The sequence below is a fragment of the Azonexus sp. genome, assembly GCF_049652925.1.
In the GTDB taxonomy this organism is placed as follows: Bacteria; Pseudomonadota; Gammaproteobacteria; order Burkholderiales; family Rhodocyclaceae; genus Azonexus.
Window position 1 is genome coordinate 139652 of the sequence record NZ_JBASFI010000023.1, and the last position, 22329, is coordinate 161980.

The window sequence follows — 22329 nt, forward strand, 5'->3', positions numbered from 1 at the left end:
TTGTCTAGGACAAAACAAATAAGGAGCTGGACATGTTCTCAAGTCTTAAACGCTGGATCGCTTTCGCCGGGTTGCTAGCGGCTGGCATTCTGCCGGCAGCAGCGGCTGGCGAGTGCCCGGCATTGCTCAAGCACGATTTCACCAGCCTGCAGGATGGCAAGCCGATGCCTCTCTGTCAGTACGCCGGAAAGGTGATCCTGGTCGTCAATACTGCCAGTTACTGCGGTTTCACGTCGCAATACGATGGCCTGGAAAAGCTCTATGCGCGCTTGAAGGACAGGGGGCTGGTCGTTCTCGGCTTTCCGTCCAACGATTTCGGCGAACAGGAACCGGGCAGCGAAAAGGAAATTGCCGATTTCTGCCGCCTGACCTATGGCGTCGAGTTTCCGATGGTTGGCAAGACGGTGGTCAAGGGCAAGGGCGCCAACCCCTTCTACCTGAAGCTGGCCCAAGTGACCGGCAGCCGGCCGAAGTGGAATTTCCACAAATACCTGATCAGCCGTGACGCGACGCAGGTGGTCGCCTACACCAGCTTCACCAAGCCGGATGACAAGGATCTAGTGAAGCAAATCGACGAATTTCTCGGCAAGTAGGGGCAAGCATGACATCAAGAAAACGCATAGCTGTAGTTGGCGCCGGGATTTCGGGGCTGGCCAGTGCCTGGCTGCTGAGCAGCGAGCATGACGTGACGTTGTTCGAAGCTGGCGCCTATCTGGGCGGCCATACCAACACCGTTGACGTGACTTTGGAAGGCAAGACGCATCCGGTTGATACAGGTTTTCTCGTTTTCAACGACAAGACCTACCCGAACCTGATCGCGATGTTCGAGTTGCTCGGGGTCGAGAGTGTCGAAACCGAGATGTCCTTTGCGGTCAGTCTGGAAAATCCTGATCTCGAATGGGCGGGCAGCAATCTGGCGACGGTTTTCGGGCAAAAGCGCAATCTGTTTCGCCCGCAGTTCTGGTCGATGCTGGGCGATATCCTGCGGTTCAACCGGGAGAGCACAGCGTGGCTGGCGGAATATCCAGAGAGCGAACTCAGTCTGCAGGACTTCCTGAGCGACGGCGCCTATTCGAGCTCTTTTGCCGACTGGTATCTGCTGCCGATGGCCGCCGCCATCTGGTCCTGTCCGACCGGGCAGATGCGCGCCATGCCGCTGGCCACCTTCATTCGTTTTTGCCAGAACCACGGCCTGCTACAGGTTTTCGACCGGCCGATGTGGCGGACGGTGCAGGGGGGCGGTCGCGCTTATGTGCGGAAAATCGCCACCCGGATCATCAACAATGGCGGGGAAATCCGGCTGGCCTGTCCGGTCAGCGCCGTTTGTCGTGAAGGTGGCTGGCTCAAGGTGACGCATGCGGCCGGTTGCGAGCATTTCGATCAGGTCGTCATGGCCTGCCACAGTGATCAGGCGCGGGCCATCCTCGGTTTTACGGCGACCGACGGGCAGCGCGAGGTGCTCTCGGCCATCCGCTACCAGCCCAACCGGGCGGTCTTGCACACCGACCGCGCCCTGCTGCCGCGCGACGAGAAGCTGTGGTCGGCGTGGAATTACTTTTCCGGCAGCGGTGAACCCGGCGAGCAGCCGGTTGGCGTTTCCTATCTGATCAACAAGCTGCAGCCGCTACCGTTCGAAACCCCGGTCGTCGTCACCCTGAACCCGGCGCGCGAGCCGGACCCGGCCACGGTGGTCGCCGAGTTCGACTACGCTCATCCGATTTTCGACGCCCCGGCAATCGCCGCCCAGCAGCGGCTGGCCGATGTCCAGGGTGAAAACGGCATCTGGCTGGCCGGTGCCTGGGGCAGCTATGGGTTCCACGAAGATGGCCTGAAGTCGGCATTGCGTGTCGTCAATGGCCTGGGTGTTAATGCGCCATGGCAAGCTGAACCGGTTATTGCTAAGCGCACTCTGGAAACGGTCTGAGCCGGCCATGAACCACCCACGCCTTTTCCTCGGCCATGTCATGCACCGGCGCCTGCGCCCGGCGGTCAATGCCTTCGTCTATCCGGTTTTCTACATCCAGTTGCCGGTACGCGACCTGCAATTTGCGAATTGCCTGATTTTTTCGGTTGACCGTGGAAACGTGCTGAGCTTTCGCCAGAAAGACCATGGGCCACGCGATGGCAGCCCGTTGTTGCCGTGGATACAAGCGCAATTGCGTCAGCATGGCCTGCCCGACGACGGCGAGATCACGCTGCAATGTTTCCCGCACGTCTTCGGTTTCGTCTTTAATCCGGTCAGCTTCTGGTTTTGCCGAAATACCGAGGGTGCGCTCATCGCCGTGCTGGCGGAAGTCAATAACACCTTCGGCGGCTATTACTGCTACCTGCTGCACAACGCCGACGGCTCGCCCCTGCGCGATGGTCAGGAACTGCGCGCCGCCAAGGAATTCCACGTTTCGCCCTTCAACGAAATCGAAGGCGGCTACCGCTTCCGCTTTCACCTCGACCGCCCGGTGCCGCTCGCCCGCATCGATTACGACGACGCCGACGGCGAACTGCTGCTCACTTCGATCTCGGGCAAGCCGCGCGCCTGGTCCACGGCGGCCTTGCTCGGAGCCTTCTTCAAAATGCCTTTCCTCACCGCCGGCGTGATGTTCCGCATCCACTGGCAAGCCTTGAAACTGTGGCTGAAAGGGGTGCCTTTCCGCGGCGCCCACGTTCCTCAACCCCTCCGGGACTCGACAAAATGAACAACACGATGATTTTGCGCGGTAGCGACAGGCTTGCCCGCGACACCCGCCTGGTCTTTGACCTGCTCGAAAAACTGCAGGGTGGAATGCTCGAAATCCGTCTGCCGGGCGGCGCCAGCGCGCTGTTCGGCGACGGTGAACATGGCGTCACCATGCAGGTGCATGACGAGGCAATGTTCGGTCAGGTGCTGGCGCGCGGCGACATCGGCCTGGCCGAAGCCTATCTCGACGGGCAGTGGGATTCGCCCGACATTACCGGGCTATTGAAGCTGCTGGCGGCCAATCGTGAGCAGTTGAAGAAGGCCGTTTATGGCTCGTGGGGCAGCCTGCTCGCGGCCCGCGTCCGCCACTGGCTCAACAGCAACAGCCGTAGCGGCAGCAAGCGCAACATCATGGCCCACTACGATCTCGGCAACGATTTCTACAAGTTGTGGCTCGACCCGAGCATGAGCTACTCGTCAGCCGTCTATCGTGAAGCCGACGACGGTTCTCTCGAAACCGCCCAGTACGCTAAATACCGCCGCATCCTGAACTGCCTGAAGGCGGCGCCCGGTCAGAACGTGCTGGAAATCGGCTGCGGCTGGGGTGGTTTTGCCGAGATGGCTGTGCAGGAGGGCTTACGGACGACGGGCCTGACCCTGTCGCCGGCCCAACTGGACTGGGCACAAAAGCGCGTGCCGAGCGCCGACCTGCGTTTGCAGGACTACCGTGATCTGGACGAACAATTCGACCACGTCGTTTCCATCGAAATGTTCGAAGCCGTCGGTGAACGCTGGTGGCCGACCTATTTCAAGACGCTAGCCAAGGCGCTCAAAACCGAGGGAAGGGCGGTCGTCCAGAGCATCACCATCCGCGACGACATCTTCCCGGAATACCGGCGCAGCACCGATTTCATCCAGCAATACATCTTCCCCGGCGGCATGCTCCCCTCGCGCGCCGCCTTCCGTGCCGCTGCCGCCAAACAGGGCCTGATAGTCCGCAACGAATACGCCTTCGGCCACGACTACGCCAAGACCTTAGCCGAATGGCGCCACGCCTTCGAAGCCAACTGGCCCGAAATCCAGAAGCTCGGTTTTGACGAGCCCTTCCGCCGCCTTTGGCGCATGTATCTTTGCTATTGCGAGGCCGGCTTCCTGGCCGGGAATATCGATGTCGTCCAGTTTGAACTCACGCACCGTTGATCTGGTGGCCCCGGGCGCTCGCGCTGGCGAGTTCCACGGTCAACCGGAAAAAACGGCCAAAAATAAAATTTTTTCGGCCGGGCGCCGTCGCCTGCTGCTGGCGATGGCGGCGGCTCCGTTCGCAGCGTTTGCCAACACCGACCCGACGGCCGGCCTCAAGCGTTGGGGCAACGGCGAATTTCGTCGCTTCGGCTTTCTCGTTTATGAAGCGACGCTGTGGGCGGACGATGATCCGCAACGGCCGCCGTTGGCGTTACGTCTGGACTACAAGCGGACGCTTGCCGGGGCGGCGATTGCCGAGGCGAGTGTCAAGGAAATGCGGTCATTGGGGGCGGATGAGGCTTCCCTCAAGCGCTGGGGCCAGCAGATGACGCGGATCTTCCCGGACGTGAAGGATGGGGATTACATCATCGGCCAGTTTGAGCCCGGGGTTGCGCGGTTTTATTTCAATGGTCGTTTGGTTGGGGAGGTTGCCGATGCCGATTTTGCACGGGCGTTTTTTGGCATCTGGCTGGATCCGAAGACGAGTGCGCCCGGGTTGCGGGCGGCGTTGCTGAGGCGGGTTTGATGGCTTTCGTTCCTTCGGAGCTGGCTTGGGTTTCCGCCTTGCTGGCGGGCGTACTTTCTTTTGCTTCGCCAAAAGAAAGTAGCCAAAGAAAAGGCGACCCCAAGGTCGGCGCCCTTCGGGTTCCTTGCGCTACTCGGAATGCCGGGCGGCTGCGGAACTCGGGCTTCGCCCTCAGACAGTCCTCGCCGACAGCCCCCGGCTTTCCTGCGTTGCTCAGCGCCTCTCATGGGGACCCCAAAGGCGTCCGGGCTCAAGCGCTTTGCCTCAAAACAGACTTCCACGGTCAACCGGGAAAAACAGCCAAAAACGAAATTCTCCGGAGGCGCTCCCTTGCCCAAACCCCGTCATTCCCGCGTAGGCGGGAGTCCAGGATGCTGGATTCCCGCCTACGCGGGAATGACGGCACCCAAGCTCAAGCACGGGTCGTTTCACCGGGCCCCTTGAGAGGTGCCGAGCAACGCAGGAAAGCCGAGGGCCTTCGGCGAGGACTGTTTGAGGGGCGCAGCCCCGAGTTCCGCAGCCGCCCGGCTTTCCGAGTAGCGCAGGGAACCGGCGCAGCCGGCACCGACCCAGGGTCGCCTTCTTTTTGCTTACTTTTTCTTGGCGAAGCAAGAAAAAGTGAGACGCCCCGCAAGGGCGGAAACCCAAGCCAATCGTCAGGCACCAAGCCATGACTAACGGTCGCGTTCTAGCCTATGGCCTGCTAGGCCTCCCCCTGGCCTTCGCCGCGCTCCCCATCTACGTCCACGTCCCCCGTTACTACGCCGAAACCGCCGGCATGGAACTGGCCCTGCTCGGTTTCATCCTCCTCGGCGCCCGCCTGCTCGACGCCGGCATCGACCCCTGGCTCGGCTGGCTGGCCGACCGCGTTTCCCGCCCGCGCATGGTGGCGCTGGCCCTGCTGCCCTTCGCCATCGGCTTTGTCGCATTGCTCAATCCGCCGGCCGAACACGCCGCACTCTGGCTGCTCGGCTCGCTGGCCCTGACCTACCTCGGCTTCTCTGCCGCCAGCGTGGCTTATCAGGCGTGGGGGGCGGACATCGGCGAGGATTCCGCCCTGAGAACCCGGTTGACCGCAGCCCGAGAGGGCTTCGGCCTGCTCGGCGTCGTCCTCGCTGCTGCATTGCCGGCCGTGCTGGCGGCCAGCCTGAGCGACGGCATCGCGCGACTGAGCTTGATTCTGCCGCCACTGCTGCTGATCGCTGCGGTCACGACCTTCAGCCGTGTTGGCGTCGGCAAGCCGGTGCTCGCCGCCAGCCAGCCCTTGCTGCCCAGCCTGCGCCGCGTCTTCGCCGACCAAGCCTTCCGCCGCCTGCTTATCGTCTTCGTCGCCAACGGTATCGCCGCAGCGCTGCCGGCCACGCTCTTCCTGTTCTTCGTCGCCGACGTCCTGCAAGCCGAATCCGCCAGCGGCCTGCTGCTTGCCCTGTACTTCGTCGCTGGCGCTGCCTCGCTGCCACTTTGGGTCATGCTCTCGGCCCGGCGCGGGCGCGTCTTCGCCTGGCTGCTGGCGATGGTCGTTTCGATTCTCGCCTTCGCCGGCGCCAGCCTGCTCGGTGCAGGTGACGTCTGGGCCTTCGCTGCCATCTGCATCGCCTCCGGTCTCGCGCTCGGCGCCGATCTCGCGCTGCCGGCCGCCATTGCCGCCGATCTCGGCGAACGTCAGGGGCAGGCCGGGGCCTGTTTCGGTGTCTGGAATTTTGTGGCCAAACTCAACCTGGCGCTCGCCGCCGGGCTTTCATTACCCCTGCTCGGTGCGCTCGGCTATGTGCCGGGCGGTAGCGCCGGGCTGCCAGCCCTGAGCTTTGCCTACGCGTTGTTGCCGCTCGCCTTCAAGGCGCTGGCTGGCGCGCTGCTCTGGCGCTGGCGCCATTCCCTGGAGATCTGAACCATGAAACTCTTGCTCGCTGCTGCCTTCACCCTCGGTCTCGCCGGCTGCGCTTCGACCGGCGTCGAACAATACCGGGCCGAACAACCAACCCTCGACCTCAAAACCTACCTCAACGGCACGCTTGACGCCTGGGGCATGTTCCAGGGACGTTCCGGCGAGGTACAAAAACGCTTCCACGTGGTCATCGACGCCAAGTGGACGGGTGATACCGGGGTCCTCGACGAGAACTTCAAGTGGTCCGACGGCACGAGCTCGCGCCGCGTCTGGACGCTGACCAAGCAGGCCGACGGTACCTTCCGCGGCCGGGCTGACGATGTCGTCGGCGAGGCCATCGGCGAAGTGGCCGGCAACGCCCTGCGCTGGCGCTATGTGCTGGCCCTGCCCGTCGACGGCAAGGTGTACAACGTCGATTTCGACGACTGGATGTTCCTGATGGACGACAAGGTAATGATGAACCGCTCCTACATGTCGAAATGGGGCTTCAATCTGGGCGAAGTGACGCTGACCTTCGTGAAACGATGAACCCGTCCATAACCGACTGGCAGGGCAAGCGCGTCTGGCTGGTCGGCGCCTCGAGCGGCATTGGCGCTGCCGTTGCCCGCGAACTGGCCGGGCGTGGTGCAAAACTCGCCTTGTCGGCCCGTAGTGGGGACAAACTGGCTGCCCTGGCCATCGCCGATGCCTTGCTGTTGCCCTGCGATGCAACCGATGTAGGCAGCCTGAGTGCCGCCCGCGAAAAATTGCTGGCCACTCTAGGCGGTATCGATCTCGTCGTATACCTGGCCGGCGATTACGTCCCGATGCGCGCCGACAACTTCGATCTGGCGGTCGCCGAGCAGGTCGTCACCGTCAATTTCAATGCCGCTATGCGCCTCGCGTCCACCGTTCTGGCCGACCTCAAACCAGGTGGCGGCATCGCTTTCGTCGCCAGCGTCGCCGGTTATCGCGGCCTGCCCAAGGCCTTGGCCTACGGGCCGGGCAAGGCGGCGCTCATACATTTCGCTGAAGTGCTGCATCTCGATCTGGCACCGAAAGGGATCGGCGTCTGGGTGATCAACCCCGGCTTCGTATCAACGCAATTGACAGCGAAAAACGATTTCACGATGCCGGCATTGCTGACGCCGGAACAGGCGGCGATTGCCACGGTCGACGGCTTTAAATCGGCAAATTTCGAAATCCATTTCCCCAAGCGCTTTACCCGCCTCATGAAGCTCTTCGCGCTGCTGCCCTACCGCTGGTATTTCCCGCTCATTCGCCGCTTCACCGGAGGCTGACATGACTCTCGACGAACTGATCGTCTTCTACAACGAATTCGCGCCGGCCAGCGTCGCCCGTTTTCCGGAGTTTTACTCCGATAACGCCTATTTCAAGGACCCGTTCAATGAAGTGCGCGGTCTGCAGGCCATTCAGCGCATCTTCACCCACATGTTCGGGCAGGTCGTCGAGCCGCGTTTTGTCGTTACCGAAAAAGTGGCGGACGGCAATGGTGCGATGCTGGTCTGGGAGTTCCATTACCGTGTCAAGCTGTGGGGCAAGGGCGAAACCCAGTTCATGCGCGGCGTGTCGCATCTCAAGTTTGATGCCTGTGGCAAGGTCTGCTACCACCGCGATTACTGGGATGCGGCCGAGGAGCTCTACATGAAACTGCCGGCCATCGGGACATTGATGCGCGGCCTGCGGCGCATGCTGGCGGCCTGAGCTTCAGGCATGGTGCAAAGAAAAAGGCCCGCAGCGATGCGGGCCTTTTTGCTTCAGCGGAGGCTGAAAATTACTTGGACTTCTTGACAGCCTTGGCAGTGGCGCTGGTAGCGGCAGCCATGTTGGTCTGGGCCATTTCGGTCACTTGCTTGGCGGTCTTACGCATGTTGTCGAAAGCCGAGTTGGCGGCAGCGATGGCGCTCTGAACGGCGGCAACGGCAACGTCGGAACCAGCCGGGGCAGACTTGGCAGCCTTTTCGAGCATGGAAGCAACATTCTTCTGGAAGTCGCCGAACTGGGCTTCAACCATCTTGGCCAGTTGTTCCTGGGTTTCGGTGGAGATTTCGTAAACCGACTTGGAGTAGGCAACAGCCTTCTCGACGCTCGGCTGGGCCAGGGAAGCCTGGATGGACATGGCTTCTTGCGGATCCTTGGCACCCATCAGGGCCTTAGCGTTGGAGACGGAGTCTTCCAGAACCGAACGGGCGGTTTCCAGATTCAGGCTGGCGATGCGCTCAGCGGAAGCCAGGGCGGTGTTGGCGACGGACAACAGGGAATCAACGGCGGCTTTGTTAGCGGCGGCGAACTGCTCGGGATTGATGGACATTGGACGCTCCTTGAATTGGGTAAGTGAATAATTGCTGCGGGTACATTGTAACAATGTTTTTTGCAAAATGCTGCAATGCAGCAATGTCGCCGGTATGGCCCGGGTAAAGAGTTTCGGGGCAGTGTGCCAAACATCTGTTTCAAACGTATTGCATAAACGTGATCCCAGATCAGGCTGTTTTCTGAGGAAAATGCCTGAAAAGCTTTCTGCCATCGTAATTCCATGTAATTCCTGAAACAGTATTTCAGCCTGATCGGCGCATGAGGATTATGCATTATGAATTCTGATTTGGCTTGTTGCGTTTACAACAAATAATTTCCCAGCCGGGCGACGTGTGCCTCGATTTGGTGCCTCAATGGGGTCAAATCGGGCGATCCAGCGCCGGGTGATAGAATCCGCCCCGTTTCAGCGCAAGCTATTTCTCCCCGATCGGACCCCATGCATTTCGACATCATCGTCATTGGCGCCGGCGCGGCCGGCATGATGTGTGCTGCTCAGGCCGGGGCGCGCGGCCGGCGCGTGCTGCTTGTCGATCACGCCGACACGCTCGGCGAGCGCATCCGCATTTCCGGGGGCGGGCGCTGCAATTTCACCAACCGTACAGTCAGCGCCGACAACTACCTGTCGCAAAACGCGCATTTCTGCCGCTCGGCCCTGGCGCGTTTTTCGCAGTTCGATTTCATTGCCATGATGGACAAGCGGCGCATTGCCTATCACGAGCGCGAACATGGCCAGCTATTCTGTGACGATTCGGCTGAGCAGATCATCGACATGCTGCGCGATGCCTGCGACGACGCCGGCGTTCAGTGGGCCTTCCCTTGCGCCGTGCAGCACATTGAGCGCCATCCGGGCGAAAGTGCCAAGCGTTACACGGTCGACACGGAAAAAGGTCGATTTTCATGCCACTCGCTGGTCGTCGCCACGGGCGGCTTGGCCATCCCAAAAATCGGCGCCAGCCCGTTCGGCTACCGGCTGGCCGAGCAGTTCGGCATTCCCGTCGTTGCGCCCAAGCCGGCCCTCGTCCCGCTGGCCTTGGCGCCCGAGGTGCTCGAACCGATCAAGCCACTGGCCGGATCGACGCTCGATGCCATCGCCCAATTTGAAGACGCGCAGTTCCGCGACAACGTGCTGATCACCCACCGCGGCCTTTCCGGCCCGGCCATCCTGCAGATTTCGAGCTACTGGCAGATGCAGGAATACCGCAGCGGCAAAAAGCAGCCCGTCGAGATCGATTTGCTGCCCGGCCTCGATGCCGGTGCCTGGCTCGAAGAACACCGGCAGGGCCGCGTGCATCTGCCCAACCTGCTGGCCGAACGTCTGCCCCGGCGCTTCGCTCACGAATGGTGCGCGCTACTCGGCGGCGAAAAAATCGTGACGCGCCCGATCGGCGAACTGGGTCGCCGCGATCTCGAGATGATCGCCGGCAAGCTCAACGCCTGGCCCCTCATGCCGGCCGGCACGCTCGGTTTTGCCAAGGCCGAAGTGACGCTGGGCGGGGTGTCGACAGATGCCTTGTCGTCAAAGACCATGGAAGCCAAGGCGGTGCCCGGGTTGTATTTCATCGGCGAAGTGGTCGATGTGACTGGCTGGCTGGGCGGCTACAACTTCCAGTGGGCCTGGTCGTCGGGCTGGGTGGCCGGGCAGTTTGCCTGAGTCGACGGCGCATCCACGTAAAATGAACACTCACGCAACGGCGCTCAGGCGAAAGGCAAGGTAGCAATGGACTGGCGAGGATGTGTGAAATTCCGTGCCCGGCTGCGCAGCGAAGTGAGCCATCTGGCGAGCTTCAACGCCAGCGACCGGCGCTGGCCGATGCCTTTCTGCGGCGCGCTGGCCATTGGTCTGCCGCTGTTCGTCGGTGCCTGGTTCGATCATCTCGATTACGGCCTGGTCTCGTCGATGGGCGGCCTGGCCTTTCTATATCTGCCCGCCATGCCGCTGGCCCACCGCCTGGTGGGGCTCATGGCGGCGGCCTTCGGCTTGTGCGCCTGCTACATCCTCGGGGTGATGACCCACTTCATGCCGTTGCTGTTCGTGCCGGTGCTGACTTTCATTGCCATTGCTGTGTCGATGCTCTGCCGCTACTTCGCCGTTGCGCCGCCGGGCAGCCTGTTTTTTGTCATGGCCGCGGCCATCGGCGCCTATTCGCCCGTTGAAATCCTGCAAATCCCGACCTTCGTTGGCTTGCTCGCCATGGGCAGCTTGCTGGCCTGCCTGATCGGATTCTTCTACAGCCTTTACTCGCTGCGACTGGCGCCAGCACAGCCCGTCCAGCCGCTGCCGCCGCTCAACTTCGATTTTGTCGTTTTCGATTCGCTGGTGATTGGGGTGTTCGTCGGCATTTCGCTCGTGCTTGCCCAGCTCTTTCAACTGGATCGGCCGTACTGGGTGCCGGTCAGTTGCCTCGCCGTGATTCAGGGCGCTTCGCTGCGTGCCGTGTGGAACAAACAGGTACACCGCATTGCCGGCACCGCTATCGGCCTGATTATCGCCTGGGGCTTGTTGATTCTGCCGCTCGACAAGTGGAGCGTTTCGCTGATGATGATGGCCCTGGCCTTCATCATCGAAACGCTGGTCGTCCGCCACTACGGTTTGGCGGTGGTTTTCATCACGCCGCTGACCATCCTGCTGGCCGACGCTGCACAGCTCGGCAATGGCACGCCGAACGCCATTCTTGAAGCGCGTCTGGTCGACACGGTGCTTGGCTCGCTGGTCGGGCTGGTCGGCGGCCTGTGCCTGCACAGCCCGGTTTTTCGCGACAAACTAAGCCGCCAGATCAGGCGGCTGTGGCCGTCGCGCAGCGCGTCCTGATTAGCTTTTGTCTGCTATCGAAAGGGCCACGGCCTCGGCAACCTTGATGCCATCGACGCCGGCCGAGAGAATCCCACCGGCGTAACCGGCCCCTTCGCCGGCCGGGTAGAGACCGCGGGTGTTGATGCTCTGGTAGTCGGCGCCGCGCTTGATGCGGATCGGTGATGAGGTGCGCGTCTCGACGCCGGTCAGGATTGCATCGGCCATGGCGAAGCCGCGAATCTGCTTGTCGAAGGCCGGGATGGCTTCGCGCAGCGCGTCGATGACATAGGCTGGGGCACAGCTCGCCAGGTCGGTCATGTGCACGCCGGGCTGGTAGGACGGATCGACTTCGCCGAGGGCTGTGGACGGCCGGCCGGCGAGGAAGTCGCCGACGCGCTGGGCCGGCGCGGCGTAGTTGCTGCCGCCGGCGACGAAGGCGGCCGATTCCCATTGCCGCTGGTACTCGATGCCGGCGAGTGGGTTGGTCTTGAAGTCGCCCGGGAAGTCCTCGGGTTTGACTTCGACGACGAGCGCTGCGTTGGCGTTGCGTTCGGCGCGTGAGTACTGGCTCATGCCGTTGGTGACGACGCGGCCTTCTTCCGAGGTCGCAGCGACGACCTGGCCGCCCGGACACATGCAGAAGCTGTAGGCGGCGCGGCCGTTGCCGCAGTGGTGCACCAGCTTGTAGTCGGCGGCGCCGAGGATTTCGTTGCCGGCATTGGGACCAAACCGCGCGTGGTCGATCATGGCCTGCGGGTGCTCGATGCGGAAGCCGATCGAGAAGGGCTTGGCTTCGATGTAAACGCCTTGCTCGTGCAGGGTCTGGAAAGTGTCACGGGCGCTGTGGCCGACGGCGAGGACGACGTGGTCGGTGGCGATGGTTTGTCCATTGGCCATGACGACGCCACGGACTTGATGGTCGTCGATGACGAGGCGCTCAACCTTGCTGCCGAAGCGAACTTCACCGCCCAGATCGGTGATCGTCGCCCGGATGTTCTCGACCATCTTGACCAGCCGGAAAGTGCCGATGTGCGGCTTGCTGACGTACATGATTTCTTCCGGCGCGCCGGCCTTGACGAACTCTTCGAGCACCTTGCGGCCGTGGTGCTGCGGGTCCTTGATCTGGCTGTAGAGCTTGCCGTCGGAGAAGGTGCCGGCGCCGCCTTCGCCAAACTGGACGTTCGATTCCGTGTTGAGCTTGTTGTTGCGCCACAGGCCCCAGGTGTCCTTGGTCCGTTCGCGCACGGCCTTGCCGCGTTCGAGGATGATCGGCCTGAAACCCATCTGGGCGAGGATCAGCCCGGCCAGCAGGCCGCAGGGGCCTGTGCCGATGACGACCGGGCGGGATTTCAACTCGGCCGGGGCCTGGGCGACGAACTTGTAGTCGGTATCCGGCCGCGGGCCGACGTTGCGATCATCGGCCAGTTTTTCGAGCAGCGCCGGTTCGTCGCGAACATTGAAATCGAGCGTGTAAATCAGCGTGATCGCCGACTTTTTCCGCGCATCGTAGCTGCGCTTGAAAATCGTGAAGTCGATCAGCTCGCCATCGGCAATCCCCAGCCTCTGGCAAAGGGCCGGGCGTAGCGCATCAGCAGCGTGGTCGAGCGGCAGCTTCAGTTCGGTCAGTCTCAACATGCGGATGTTCCGGAAATCTCAGCGTTCCTTGAACTGCTTGTGGCAGGTCTTGCAGGCTTCATGAACGGCGTCGTAAGTCTTTTCGACCTGCGCTTTGTCCTTGCTCTGGGCGGCGACGAGCAGGGCGTCGGTGGCGGCGATGAAGGCTTTCTTGTTTTTCTCGAACTCTTCCGGCTGCTTCCAGACCTCGGCTGTCGCCTTGGTCGGCGGGTAGTTGGTGTCCGCTCCGAAGTACTCCCACGGACCATCCCGCTTGGCGAGCAGCGCCTCGGCCATGGGCAGGAACTTGTCGGCGTCGTAGGTGCTCTTGCGCAGCATCACGCCCATCGGCTCGAAAGTCTTGACGATCTCCTTGAAGGCCACCTGCCGGTGCTTCACCGGCTGACCCGGCCGCGTATCCTCAACCTCGCCGCAGGCAGTGAGCAAGGTTGCGGTCAACAGGCAAAAAAGAGGAAATTTCAAAAGCTTGAACATGGCTGGCAATCGGAAGCAGGGCGGGGCCCGGGAGCGCGAATTATACGGGCTGCGGGCGCCGGACGCAGCGTCGCCGACTCGGCAAGGCGACGCTGGACGATTTGAATTTTGGTTGTTTTTCCCGGTTGACCGTGGCAAGCCGTTTTGCCGGCTTACGTCGTTGGCGAAGAGTCCTCGCCGCTGCTAGCGCGGTCAGGTTGCGCCGCCGCAAGGGTCGACAGTTCAACGCTGATCGCGTCGATCATCATCCGGATTTCCTGGTCAATATTCCCGTCATCCTGGCTTTGGCGCAAGCCAATCTCAAGGTCTCTTGCCATGCCCGAAATCTGCTCTGCACCCAATGTCGCGGCAACGCCTTTGAGTGTGTGGATCAGGCGGTTAGCTGCAGCGCGCTCGCCATTGGTCAAAAGCTCGGTCAGTTGCGCCATGTCATCGCCGTGGGTGGCAACGAATTTTTGCATCAATTCAAGGAATTTGACGACATTTCCGCGCACGATGGATAGCCCTTGGGCCAGATTCAGTCCGGGTATCCCGGACAGACGAGCCAGGGCTTCATCGGCGCTCGCTTCATGTTGGGCAGTCAACGACTCCCCCTTGAGTGTCGCAATTTTTGCGCTTGAATCCTGGCGCGTATTTTCGGTTTTGGCCGGCAGCCATTTGAGCAGGATCGTATAAAGCAGGTCCGGATCGACGGGTTTGGCGACAAAGTCGTTCATGCCGGCGGCTTCACAGGCACGGCGGTCACCATCGAAGGCGTTGGCGGTCATCGCCAGAATGGGCTTGCTTGCATAGCCGGGCAGGGCGCGGATTCCTCTTGTTGCGTCAAGGCCATCCATGTTGGGCATTTGCATGTCCATGAGGATCAGATCGTAGGCATGGTTTCGAGCCATCTCGACTGCTTCCAGACCATCGCCTGCCGTATCCACCGCCAGGCCGACACCGTGCAGCAGTTCCAGCGCCACTTCCTGGTTGATGGCGTTGTCTTCGGCCAGCAACAGTCTGGCGCCACGGTGATTCAAGCGCAGCTCGGCTTCGGCATTGACGCCACGCGGGGTCGGCTCACTGGGCATGATGCCGTGCCCGCGTTGCAGATGTGCCGTAAACCAGAACCGGCTGCCGTGCCCAAGCCGGCTCTCGACGCCGGCATCGCCACCCATCAGCCGCGCCAGGCGTCGGGTAATGGCCAGCCCAAGGCCGGTCCCGCCGTAGGTTCGGGTGGTTGACGCTTCGGCTTGCTCGAAAGCCTGGAAGAGTCGACCGATTTGTTCTTCGCTCAGACCGATCCCGCTATCTTCAACTTCAAAGCGCACCACCAGCTCATCGTTGTACGCCTTAAGCAGTTGGGCGCGCAGGGCAATGCCGCCATTCTCGGTAAATTTGATCGCATTTCCAGCGTAGTTCAGTAGTGCCTGACGAAGACGCATTGGGTCGCCACGTAACCAGAGCGGGACCGAATCGCGATCAAGCTCGATGCTCAGTCCCTTGCTTCGCGCCGCCTCGCCGACGATGGACTGGACGTTGTCGAGGATGGCCGAAAGATGAAAGTCCTCGCTTTCCAGCTGGAGTCGGCCGGCCTCGATTTTCGAAATGTCCAGAATGTCGTTGAGGATCGACAACAGGTGGCGCCCGGCGTTGTCAATTTTGTCCAGTCGCACGATCTGCTTGGGCTCGGCACCAGCATGACGAATCAGATGGGTCAGGCCGATGATGGCATTCATCGGTGTCCGGATCTCATGGCTCATGTTGGCGAGGAATAGGCTTTTTGCCCGATTGGCGACTTCTGCCTCTTCGACGCGAATGGCCAGCGCGGCATTCAGCGCCTCGATTTCCCGCTCCTTGTCCTTGAGCTGTGTGACGTCCGAAACCAGCGCAAAGAACCCTTTGACTTCGTCGCCGCGGATGTCGGGAATGTATTGCACCTGGGTCCAGCGTCGGTCGCCCCGGATATCGACCAGTTCCCGGCTAAAAGACTGCCGTTCACCGCGCAGCACACCCTCGATGAAAGGCTGGCTGACGGCAAATGCCTGTTCGCCGATCACTTCTCGTAGATGATTGCCTCGGATTTTTTCAGGCGGTATGCCATACATGTCCTCGTAGGCGTGGTTGGCAAAATCATTGGTCAGGTCGCCGGTCCAATAAGCGATCAGCGCCGGTGTATTGTCCAGCACCCCATGCAGCATTACCTCGCTCTTGCGCAGCGCCATCTCGAGCGATTTGGTCTGGTTGTAAAGAATCTCAAGCTTCGCCGAGTGCTCGGCCAGTTCTGCATTTGCCTCGCCCAGTTCGCGCGTCCGGGTTTCGATCAGCGCTTCCAGATGATGTCGATGCCGTTCGAGTTCGGCCGCATCCTGCTTGGCCACCGTGATGTCGAAGGAAATCCGGCAAATGAAACTGGCCGCACCCGACGCGTTGAGAATCGGGAACATGTGCACCATGAAATTCCGGAGCTCGCCATCGACCGGCAGGATTTCCTCGACGGATTGCCTGGACATCGTCTGCAGCAAACGTACGTCGTTGGCCCTGATCTGCTTAGCCGTTTCTGCCGGGTAGAGATCGAAATCGGTCTTGTCGATTATTTCTGCTTCGCTCAAGTGATGCAGGCGCTGGAAGTTGGGATTGGCCAGGGCATAACGCCCATCGGGATGCTTTAGCGAGAGCGCGGATGGCGAGTTTTCAACAATGGCTCCAAGCTTGAAGTCGCGCTCGAGCAGGGACTGCTCGGCGAGCGTGCGTTCGGTCACATCCTGAATCGTGCCGCGCATCCTGATCGCTTGGCCGCGCGCATCAAATTCGAGTACGCCCAGGCCATGCACCCAGCGCACTGCTTGGTCGTTCGGGCGGATGATCCGGTACTTCTCGTTGAACTCCTGCCCAAGCCGGAGTACGCTTTCGGCAAAATAGTGGGCCATTCGCGCTTGATCAGACGGGTGGATCAATGCCGCCCAGTTCTCCACAGAATGATCGTAATCACCGTCTATGCCCAGTATTGCGTCCATCACTTCCGAACAGGACCAAATACTGGTTCGAATATCCAGTATGTAAGTTCCGATACCGGCTATTCGCTGGGATTCCTTCAGCGATGCTTCGCTCTCGTGCAAGGCTACTGATGCGGCGAGGCGGGAGTCCATAAGTTCCTCGAGCAGGGAGCGCGCCGCCATGATTTCGGTAATGTTGAGGTCTGTCGGTTCCGATGCCGATGGGTGCGATGGAATGATTGCGCTTACCGCCGCGGCCAGCCGGCGACTGGCCAGCCCGCCGCCAACAACGCTGATCAACGCGGCACTGAGCATGGCAATGGCCAACATGACGCCCGCTGCGAAGACAGGGAGCTGATAGGTTTCTTGCGGAATTTCCAGCTTCACCGACCAGGGCGATATCGTCGAGTGGACGACAAACCGACCGGCAACATCGCCTTCCGGGGCTGGATTCGGGTTTGCCGGCCCGACCCGGGCGATCACTTTCTGTGTGCTGTCCAGAATGCTCATTTCCCAGCCTTCAGGAAGCGAAACACGTTCAAGACGTTTTTGGAGTTGCTCCGTCTCGATGGTCGTCAAGAGCAGATAGGCTGGCTGCCCAACCCGGTAAACCGGCACCGCAATGGCAATCAGTGGCACTTTGCTGACCGGTCCGAAGAACATGTCGCCAATGGCTGGCTTGCCTGAGTCAACAGCTGTTTTTATGGCTGACTTTCCGGCCGGAACGGGAAGTGGTGGCTGCTTCGAACCGAATGGGGTACGGGTGTTAAATAGTGTCTGCTTGCCAATGCTGGCGAAAATGACGTGGCTACCAAAGCTTTGCTTGAATCCTTCAGCTTCGCGGTAGAGATCCTGCCATCGCTCCGCATCATCAATCAGGGGTGAAATGGCAAGCATCTGCAGACCATTGATGCGCGCTTCCAGTTCTTTGTCGAGGGCAGCGACAAAGTTGTTGGCCATGTTCCTGACGGTCAGGTCGCGTTCGGACTGGATGAAGCGGACGTGCGCAAATGCCAGGTAGGCGGCCAAAAGGAGCAGCGGCAAGACGCATAGCCAGATCAGGCGCGTGAGGAATCGGTGCAGCGAGATTCCGGCTCGTTTGCCTGACGGGGCGTTTGAAGAGGAGAGGGGGGTGATACTCATCGGTGTTCGTTCACGCCTTGTGGTTTCCAGTTTTTTCTCGTCACTGGACCTGCCTCCCGCCGGCAAGGGGGCAGAATCAGTTCTTTTTTTCTGGAGGGGATTGCCGATGACGGTGCCTTCTCAAGCGTGCTCCTGTCATTAAGCGTAATGATGAAATGACTGGCCTGCTTTGTCTGTCAGCGTTCCACTACAAACGACAACTATTCAGATCTGTCCGTGAAGTATTGCCAGTGTGACCAGTTCGGCATTGTTCTTGACACCGAGCTTTTCCAGCAGACGGCGACGGTAGGTGGTCACGCTCTGGGTGCTGACTCCGAGTCTGGCTGCAATCTCAAGAATACTGGTGCCGCCCGCCAGGGCTTGCATGACCTCGAATTCGCGACGCGACAATGTCTTGAACAAATCACTGCCCGCCGCTGAATCGGGCGCGGCCCGATTCAGCCTGGGGAAACTGCTGCCACCGGCCAGGATGCACCGAATGGCTCGCAGCAGCTCGGACTCGTCAGCATCTTTGCTGACAAAACCCTGGGCGCCGGCTTGCCGCGCGTATTCGACGTATTGACTGGCTGAATACATCGAGAAAAACAGTATTGGTAATTTGATTCCGTCGGTGCGCAGCGACTCGAGGACTTGAATGCCGCGCCGAATCGGCAGCGCGATGTCGAGAATCAGCAGGTCGGAATTGCCGGCCCGGGCTATTGCTTCCGCCTCAGCGCCGTCGATGGCTTCATTGACCACCTGCAGGTCATCCGTCCGCGAAAAAATGTCGCGCAGTCCCTGACGCACGACCTGATGGTCGTCGGCAATGATGATGCGCGCCTTCATTGCACACCGACCTGCGGAACGCTGATGGCTACCATGGTGCCGCTCGGCCCCGAGGTGATAGTTACCTCGCCGCCATGTCGCGCCATCCGTTCCCGGACGCCGGCCAGGCCGAAACCCTGGGGGGGCCGTTCTTTCGCGAAACCACATCCGTTATCGGCCACCCTCAGGCGCAGCGCCTCAACGCCATTTGAAATGCTGACGCGGACAAGGCTCGCCCCGGAATGCTTGGCAATATTGGTCAGCAACTCCTGAAAAGTCCGGAACAGATCGGTACTCAATTGTTTCGAGGGTTCAACGGCCAGTCGAGCAAAGCGCCCTTCGGCCGGAATGCCTACCAGCCCGGACCAGTCACGCAAATACCAGCGACAGGTCGGGGTCAGACCCAGGTCGTCAAGCGCTGCCGGACGAAGGCTGTCGCAGATGTTCCGGGCGGCTTCGTTGGCTCGCGAGACGAGAGACCTGATCATGGCCAGCTCCGTGGAAACCTGAACGTTTCGGCGGGTCTGGCGATTTAGGGCATCGACACGAAAGGCGATGGCTGTCAGGTGGGCTCCGAGCTGATCGTGAATTTCGCGCGCTATTTCCTTGTGCTGCTCTTCCCGGTCATGGTCGTTCGCCTGGAGAAGGGCGCGCAAATGGATACGGGAGGTGGCGAGTTTCTGTTCCACCTGTTTGCGCGCCGAGATATTGCGGCCGACCGACTGGATTTCCTTGAGGCCGCCCGTGGCATCGAAAAAGGCACGATTGACGAACTGCATCCAGTGTTCGCTGCCGTCGGCGGCATTGACCCGGTTTTCGATGGTGACGACAGGATTGTCCGGGGCCAGCGACGACAGCTTCACTTCGATCATCTCGATGTCATCCGGATGGGCTGCCGGGTGCCAGGTGCGTCCCCTCAGTTCCGCCTCGTTCTTGCCGAAGAAGCGGCAATAAACTTCGTTGACGAAAACCACGGTGCCGTCGGGAAGGTAGCGACTGATCAGTTCCGTCTGGTCGTCGACGACCTTGCGGTAGCGCTCCTCGCTCTCGCGGAGGGCGATTTCGGCCTGCTTGATGGGGGTTATGTCAGAGACCAGGACATAAAAGCCTTGAACGACTCCATCGACGATATCGGGAATGTATTCAGCCAGCGAATGTCGGGTATGCCTCCCGTCCGGAGACGGAATGCACCGTTCAAAGGTCTGTTTTGTACCCCGCAGTGCACCTTCGATATAAGGAAGGTTGAGGTGGTAGCGCTCCTCGCCGATCACTTCCCGGATATGCATGCCCGGCGCTTTTTCGGGATCAATCCCCAACCAGTCCTGATAGGCGTGGTTGGCAAAGTGGTTGCGCAGATCGCGGTCCCAGTAGCCGATCATGGAGGGGATGTTGTCGAGCGTCGATTGCAGGTGTCGCGTGACTTTTGTTCTTTGCTGCTCAGCAGCCATTTCGTTCGTCACATCGCGCAAGTTGGCGATGAAATGAGCTTCTCCATTGAGGCGCACCATCGACGCCGAAAGGCGTCCCTGACGAAGCTCGCCGTCCTTGCGGTTGATGACTATCGGCATTTCATCAATGACTTCTCCGGCTGAAATTTTCGCGAAGAGCTCAGCGTACTGTTCCGGATCGCCCCATATTCCCAGTTCGGCAGAAGTTCGGCCAATCACCTCGGCCCGCTCAAAGCCAATGATCGCCAGCAGGGCATCGTTGAACTCGATGATTGCACCGTCGGACAGGCGTGATATGCCGATGCCGATCGGGCTGAGCCGCAGTATGGTTTGCAGGCGGAGCTGGCTTTCTGCCAATTGTTGATTCAGGATTTCCAGCGTCTCAATGTTTTCCAAGTCCGAGCCTTCATTTTTCCGGCGAATTGCCAAGCTGATACCAGCTTTGAAAGAATACCGCAGAGCAGCTCAAAGATTTCCGGAAAGTCCCTTCCAGAGCGGTGGTGTATGAAAAATGCATTCCACGGTCAACCGGAAAATTTGGCCAAATTTGAAATCGCCACGGTTAAGATCGCAGTTCGCAATCTCTTACCATGCCGCCAGATACTGATTTGACATTGTCTTGCGGTAAAGTTGCCCAGCAAAGGAGAAAACCATGTTCGATCTCTACATCGGCAACAAAAACTACTCGTCGTGGTCGTTGCGGCCCTGGCTGCTGATGAAGCATTTCGCCATTCCCTTTACCGAGCACATGGTGTCGGTGGCCGGGCGCGACTACAACGCGGCGCTCAAGCCGCTGGCCGGCAACGCCCGCGTGCCTTGTCTGCACGAAGACGGCTTCCAGGTCTGGGAAAGCATCGCCATTGCCGAAACACTGGCCGAACGCTATTCGCAAATGTGGCCGGCCGACGCCCGGGCGCGGGCCAGAGCGCGCAGCATTTCGGCTGAAATGCACGCCGGCTTCGCCAAGCTGCGTACCGCCATGCCGATGAACCTCAAGTTAAAGCTCAAGGGCAAGCCGGCAACGCAGGAAGTCCAGCGCGACATCGACCGCGTCATTGAAATTTGGACCGAGGCCTGCAGTCAGTTCGCCTCTGGCAACGGTCCGTGGCTGTTCGGCGATTTTTCGGTGGCCGATGCGATGTTCGCGCCCATCGTCTGCCGCTTCAACGTTTACAACGTGCCGCTGCCGCCGGTCGCCGCCGCCTACCGCGACGCCGTGCTGGCGCACCCGGCGATGCTCGAATGGCACGCCGCCGCGCTCACCGAAACCGAGGCGCACGCTCATTACGACCAGTTGGCCGAGGAGTATGGCGGGGCACGCTGAGGCCGGCGGCGACTCAAACCCTCGGAAACGAGTTTTCGTGACCAAAGCCCGCAAGGTGCCGCTGGCGCACACTATTTGCCTGTCCTCGGTGGCAGCGCGCTCGTCCATTGATTGCGGTTATCATGGCTTGAATTGATTCACATCAAAAGCCACAATGCAGCCAGAAAATGCCAAATGAATTGGCGTTGAGCGAGGTTGATAGCGAGGAGACAGCATGCGGGATTTCCAGCCGGTACAAGTCGAGAGCCTTTTAAGTCGTATTCCCCTGTTCGAGGGGCTGTCACCGGATGAGCTTGCCCGAATGGCCAAAGGTGTTCATGAGGTGCGTCTGACCAAGGGGGATATGCTGTTTCGCAATGGCGATGCCTGCACCGGATTTCATGTCCTGGTCTATGGCCAGATAAAACTGGCGCTCTCCTCCGCCCAGGGGACCGACAAAGTGGTCGAGATCATCCAGCCGGGGCAAAGTTTCGGCGAAGCCATCATGTTCATGGAAAAGTCCTACTTTGTCTTTGCCCAGGCGCTGAGCGACTCGCTGGTGCTGCATGTCTCAAAGACGGCTATTTATGAGGAATTGCAGAAAGACCATGCCTTCGTCAGAAAAATGATGGCCGGCATGGCCATGCGCCTGCATCAGCTGATGACCGATGTTGAAGCCTACTCATTGCATTCGGGAACGCAGCGAGTCATCGGCTTTCTCATGCACGAACTGCCGGAAAGTCAGTGGGATGGAGAGAACGTCACATTCGAGCTTTCTTCGAACAAGGGCGTCATTGCCTCCCGACTCAATCTGACCCAGGAGCATTTCTCGCGCATCCTGCACGACCTGAGCAGCCTTGGACTGATCGTCGTCGAAGGCAAGCGGATTCGTATTCCCAGCGTGCCAAAACTGCAAAAACATCAACCGGTCTAGGCGCCGCTTTATTCTTGCAGCTGCCCGCATGAAACGATGAAGCGGAGCATCAGGGTCATCAGCCTCGGCGTATCCGGCCATTTCAAAATTGGCCATTTTTTACGGTTGACCGTGAAATTGCCGATCCCGTGAAGCAGACGCCAGTTTTCCGGCCCGGCGCTCGAGAGGGATAGAATGGGCAA

20 protein-coding genes are annotated in these 22329 nt (G+C 60.3%); 13 read left to right on the plus strand and 7 right to left on the minus strand.

What is annotated here, in order from left to right; translation table 11 throughout:
* The first annotated feature begins 32 nt into the window (after positions 1-32).
* The 9 genes from WBK19_RS11955 (at position 33) to WBK19_RS11995 (ending at position 8031) form a co-directional block, all read left to right on the plus strand.
* The gene (locus tag WBK19_RS11955) at positions 33-593 is read left to right on the plus strand and encodes a glutathione peroxidase (RefSeq protein ID WP_511289973.1); all 561 of its coding nucleotides are present in this window, start codon (positions 33-35) and stop codon (positions 591-593) included.
* Positions 594-601: 8 nt separating this feature from the next.
* Positions 602-1924 carry an NAD(P)/FAD-dependent oxidoreductase gene (locus WBK19_RS11960; RefSeq protein WP_511289975.1) on the plus strand — a complete coding sequence of 441 codons (1323 nt, stop codon included), beginning with the start codon at positions 602-604 and terminating at the stop codon, positions 1922-1924.
* Positions 1925-1931: 7 nt separating this feature from the next.
* Positions 1932-2693, plus strand: a complete 762-nt coding sequence (locus WBK19_RS11965) for a DUF1365 domain-containing protein (protein WP_511289977.1) — start codon at positions 1932-1934, stop codon at positions 2691-2693.
* On the plus strand, positions 2690-3874 hold the full coding sequence (locus WBK19_RS11970) for a class I SAM-dependent methyltransferase (protein WP_511289979.1): 1185 nt from the start codon (positions 2690-2692) through the stop codon (positions 3872-3874). Before WBK19_RS11965 ends, WBK19_RS11970 begins: the two co-directional genes overlap by 4 nt.
* Positions 3843-4442 carry a chalcone isomerase family protein gene (locus WBK19_RS11975; RefSeq protein ID WP_511289981.1) on the plus strand — a complete coding sequence of 200 codons (600 nt, stop codon included), beginning with the start codon at positions 3843-3845 and terminating at the stop codon, positions 4440-4442. Before WBK19_RS11970 ends, WBK19_RS11975 begins: the two co-directional genes overlap by 32 nt.
* Positions 4443-5112: 670 nt before the next feature.
* Complete coding sequence (locus WBK19_RS11980; RefSeq protein WP_511289983.1) at positions 5113-6330, plus strand: MFS transporter; 1218 nt, start codon at positions 5113-5115, stop codon at positions 6328-6330.
* 3 nt (positions 6331-6333) lie between these two features.
* Positions 6334-6855, plus strand: coding sequence for a DUF3833 domain-containing protein (locus WBK19_RS11985; RefSeq protein WP_511289985.1), 522 nt, complete (start codon positions 6334-6336; stop codon positions 6853-6855).
* Positions 6852-7607: an SDR family NAD(P)-dependent oxidoreductase gene (locus WBK19_RS11990; protein ID WP_511289987.1), complete on the plus strand. Its 756-nt coding sequence runs from the start codon at positions 6852-6854 to the stop codon at positions 7605-7607. Before WBK19_RS11985 ends, WBK19_RS11990 begins: the two co-directional genes overlap by 4 nt.
* Before the next feature lies 1 nt (position 7608).
* Positions 7609-8031 carry a nuclear transport factor 2 family protein gene (locus tag WBK19_RS11995; protein ID WP_511289989.1) on the plus strand — a complete coding sequence of 141 codons (423 nt, stop codon included), beginning with the start codon at positions 7609-7611 and terminating at the stop codon, positions 8029-8031.
* Positions 8032-8101: 70 nt separating this feature from the next.
* Here the strand turns inward: WBK19_RS11995 and WBK19_RS12000 are convergent, their stop codons facing one another.
* The gene (locus WBK19_RS12000; protein ID WP_511289991.1) at positions 8102-8638 is read right to left on the minus strand and encodes a phasin family protein; all 537 of its coding nucleotides are present in this window, start codon (positions 8636-8638) and stop codon (positions 8102-8104) included.
* A gap of 438 nt (positions 8639-9076) precedes the next feature.
* On the opposite strand from WBK19_RS12000, the gene WBK19_RS12005 reads away from it, so the two are divergent.
* Together WBK19_RS12005 and WBK19_RS12010 are read left to right on the plus strand one after the other, a co-directional pair.
* On the plus strand, positions 9077-10291 hold the full coding sequence (locus WBK19_RS12005; protein ID WP_511289993.1) for a BaiN/RdsA family NAD(P)/FAD-dependent oxidoreductase: 1215 nt from the start codon (positions 9077-9079) through the stop codon (positions 10289-10291).
* Positions 10292-10375: 84 nt separating this feature from the next.
* Positions 10376-11449, plus strand: coding sequence for an FUSC family protein (locus WBK19_RS12010; RefSeq protein WP_511289995.1), 1074 nt, complete (start codon positions 10376-10378; stop codon positions 11447-11449).
* On the opposite strand, the gene WBK19_RS12015 is transcribed toward WBK19_RS12010, so the two are convergent.
* The 5 genes from WBK19_RS12015 to WBK19_RS12035 form a co-directional block, all read right to left on the minus strand.
* Positions 11450-13066 (minus strand): NAD(P)/FAD-dependent oxidoreductase, encoded by a 1617-nt coding sequence (locus WBK19_RS12015; protein WP_511289997.1) that lies wholly within the window; start codon positions 13064-13066, stop codon positions 11450-11452.
* Positions 13067-13084: 18 nt separating this feature from the next.
* Entirely contained in the window at positions 13085-13540 is a 456-nt protein-coding gene (locus WBK19_RS12020) for a c-type cytochrome (protein ID WP_511289999.1), read from the minus strand.
* A 152-nt stretch (positions 13541-13692) separates the two neighbouring features.
* Positions 13693-17658 (minus strand): PAS domain-containing protein, encoded by a 3966-nt coding sequence (locus WBK19_RS12025; protein WP_511290001.1) that lies wholly within the window; start codon positions 17656-17658, stop codon positions 13693-13695.
* 204 nt (positions 17659-17862) lie between these two features.
* Positions 17863-18483 carry a response regulator transcription factor gene (locus WBK19_RS12030; protein ID WP_511290003.1) on the minus strand — a complete coding sequence of 207 codons (621 nt, stop codon included), beginning with the start codon at positions 18481-18483 and terminating at the stop codon, positions 17863-17865.
* On the minus strand, positions 18480-20306 hold the full coding sequence (locus tag WBK19_RS12035; protein ID WP_511290005.1) for a PAS domain-containing sensor histidine kinase: 1827 nt from the start codon (positions 20304-20306) through the stop codon (positions 18480-18482). The genes WBK19_RS12030 and WBK19_RS12035 overlap by 4 nt, the downstream gene beginning before the upstream one ends.
* Positions 20307-20562: 256 nt before the next feature.
* Between WBK19_RS12035 and WBK19_RS12040 the strand changes: the two genes are divergently transcribed.
* Together WBK19_RS12040 and WBK19_RS12045 are read left to right on the plus strand one after the other, a co-directional pair.
* The gene (locus tag WBK19_RS12040; protein ID WP_511290007.1) at positions 20563-21234 is read left to right on the plus strand and encodes a glutathione S-transferase; all 672 of its coding nucleotides are present in this window, start codon (positions 20563-20565) and stop codon (positions 21232-21234) included.
* A 214-nt stretch (positions 21235-21448) separates the two neighbouring features.
* On the plus strand, positions 21449-22147 hold the full coding sequence (locus tag WBK19_RS12045) for a Crp/Fnr family transcriptional regulator (protein ID WP_511290009.1): 699 nt from the start codon (positions 21449-21451) through the stop codon (positions 22145-22147).
* Positions 22148-22155: 8 nt separating this feature from the next.
* Here the strand turns inward: WBK19_RS12045 and WBK19_RS12050 are convergent, their stop codons facing one another.
* Positions 22156-22329: a hypothetical protein gene (locus tag WBK19_RS12050; RefSeq protein ID WP_511290011.1), complete on the minus strand. Its 174-nt coding sequence runs from the start codon at positions 22327-22329 to the stop codon at positions 22156-22158.

Coding starts and splice junctions, on each gene's coding strand:
- WBK19_RS11955 (WP_511289973.1), top strand. CDS start 33: ATGTTCTCAAGTCTTAAACGCTGGATCGCTTTCGCCGGGTTGCTAGCG.
- WBK19_RS11960 (WP_511289975.1), top strand. CDS start 602: ATGACATCAAGAAAACGCATAGCTGTAGTTGGCGCCGGGATTTCGGGG.
- WBK19_RS11965 (WP_511289977.1), top strand. CDS start 1,932: ATGAACCACCCACGCCTTTTCCTCGGCCATGTCATGCACCGGCGCCTG.
- WBK19_RS11970 (WP_511289979.1), top strand. CDS start 2,690: ATGAACAACACGATGATTTTGCGCGGTAGCGACAGGCTTGCCCGCGAC.
- WBK19_RS11975 (WP_511289981.1), top strand. CDS start 3,843: ATGTCGTCCAGTTTGAACTCACGCACCGTTGATCTGGTGGCCCCGGGC.
- WBK19_RS11980 (WP_511289983.1), top strand. CDS start 5,113: ATGACTAACGGTCGCGTTCTAGCCTATGGCCTGCTAGGCCTCCCCCTG.
- WBK19_RS11985 (WP_511289985.1), top strand. CDS start 6,334: ATGAAACTCTTGCTCGCTGCTGCCTTCACCCTCGGTCTCGCCGGCTGC.
- WBK19_RS11990 (WP_511289987.1), top strand. CDS start 6,852: ATGAACCCGTCCATAACCGACTGGCAGGGCAAGCGCGTCTGGCTGGTC.
- WBK19_RS11995 (WP_511289989.1), top strand. CDS start 7,609: ATGACTCTCGACGAACTGATCGTCTTCTACAACGAATTCGCGCCGGCC.
- WBK19_RS12000 (WP_511289991.1), bottom strand. CDS start 8,638: ATGTCCATCAATCCCGAGCAGTTCGCCGCCGCTAACAAAGCCGCCGTT.
- WBK19_RS12005 (WP_511289993.1), top strand. CDS start 9,077: ATGCATTTCGACATCATCGTCATTGGCGCCGGCGCGGCCGGCATGATG.
- WBK19_RS12015 (WP_511289997.1), bottom strand. CDS start 13,066: ATGTTGAGACTGACCGAACTGAAGCTGCCGCTCGACCACGCTGCTGAT.
- WBK19_RS12020 (WP_511289999.1), bottom strand. CDS start 13,540: ATGTTCAAGCTTTTGAAATTTCCTCTTTTTTGCCTGTTGACCGCAACC.
- WBK19_RS12025 (WP_511290001.1), bottom strand. CDS start 17,658: ATGAGTATCACCCCCCTCTCCTCTTCAAACGCCCCGTCAGGCAAACGA.
- WBK19_RS12030 (WP_511290003.1), bottom strand. CDS start 18,483: ATGAAGGCGCGCATCATCATTGCCGACGACCATCAGGTCGTGCGTCAG.
- WBK19_RS12040 (WP_511290007.1), top strand. CDS start 20,563: ATGTTCGATCTCTACATCGGCAACAAAAACTACTCGTCGTGGTCGTTG.
- WBK19_RS12045 (WP_511290009.1), top strand. CDS start 21,449: ATGCGGGATTTCCAGCCGGTACAAGTCGAGAGCCTTTTAAGTCGTATT.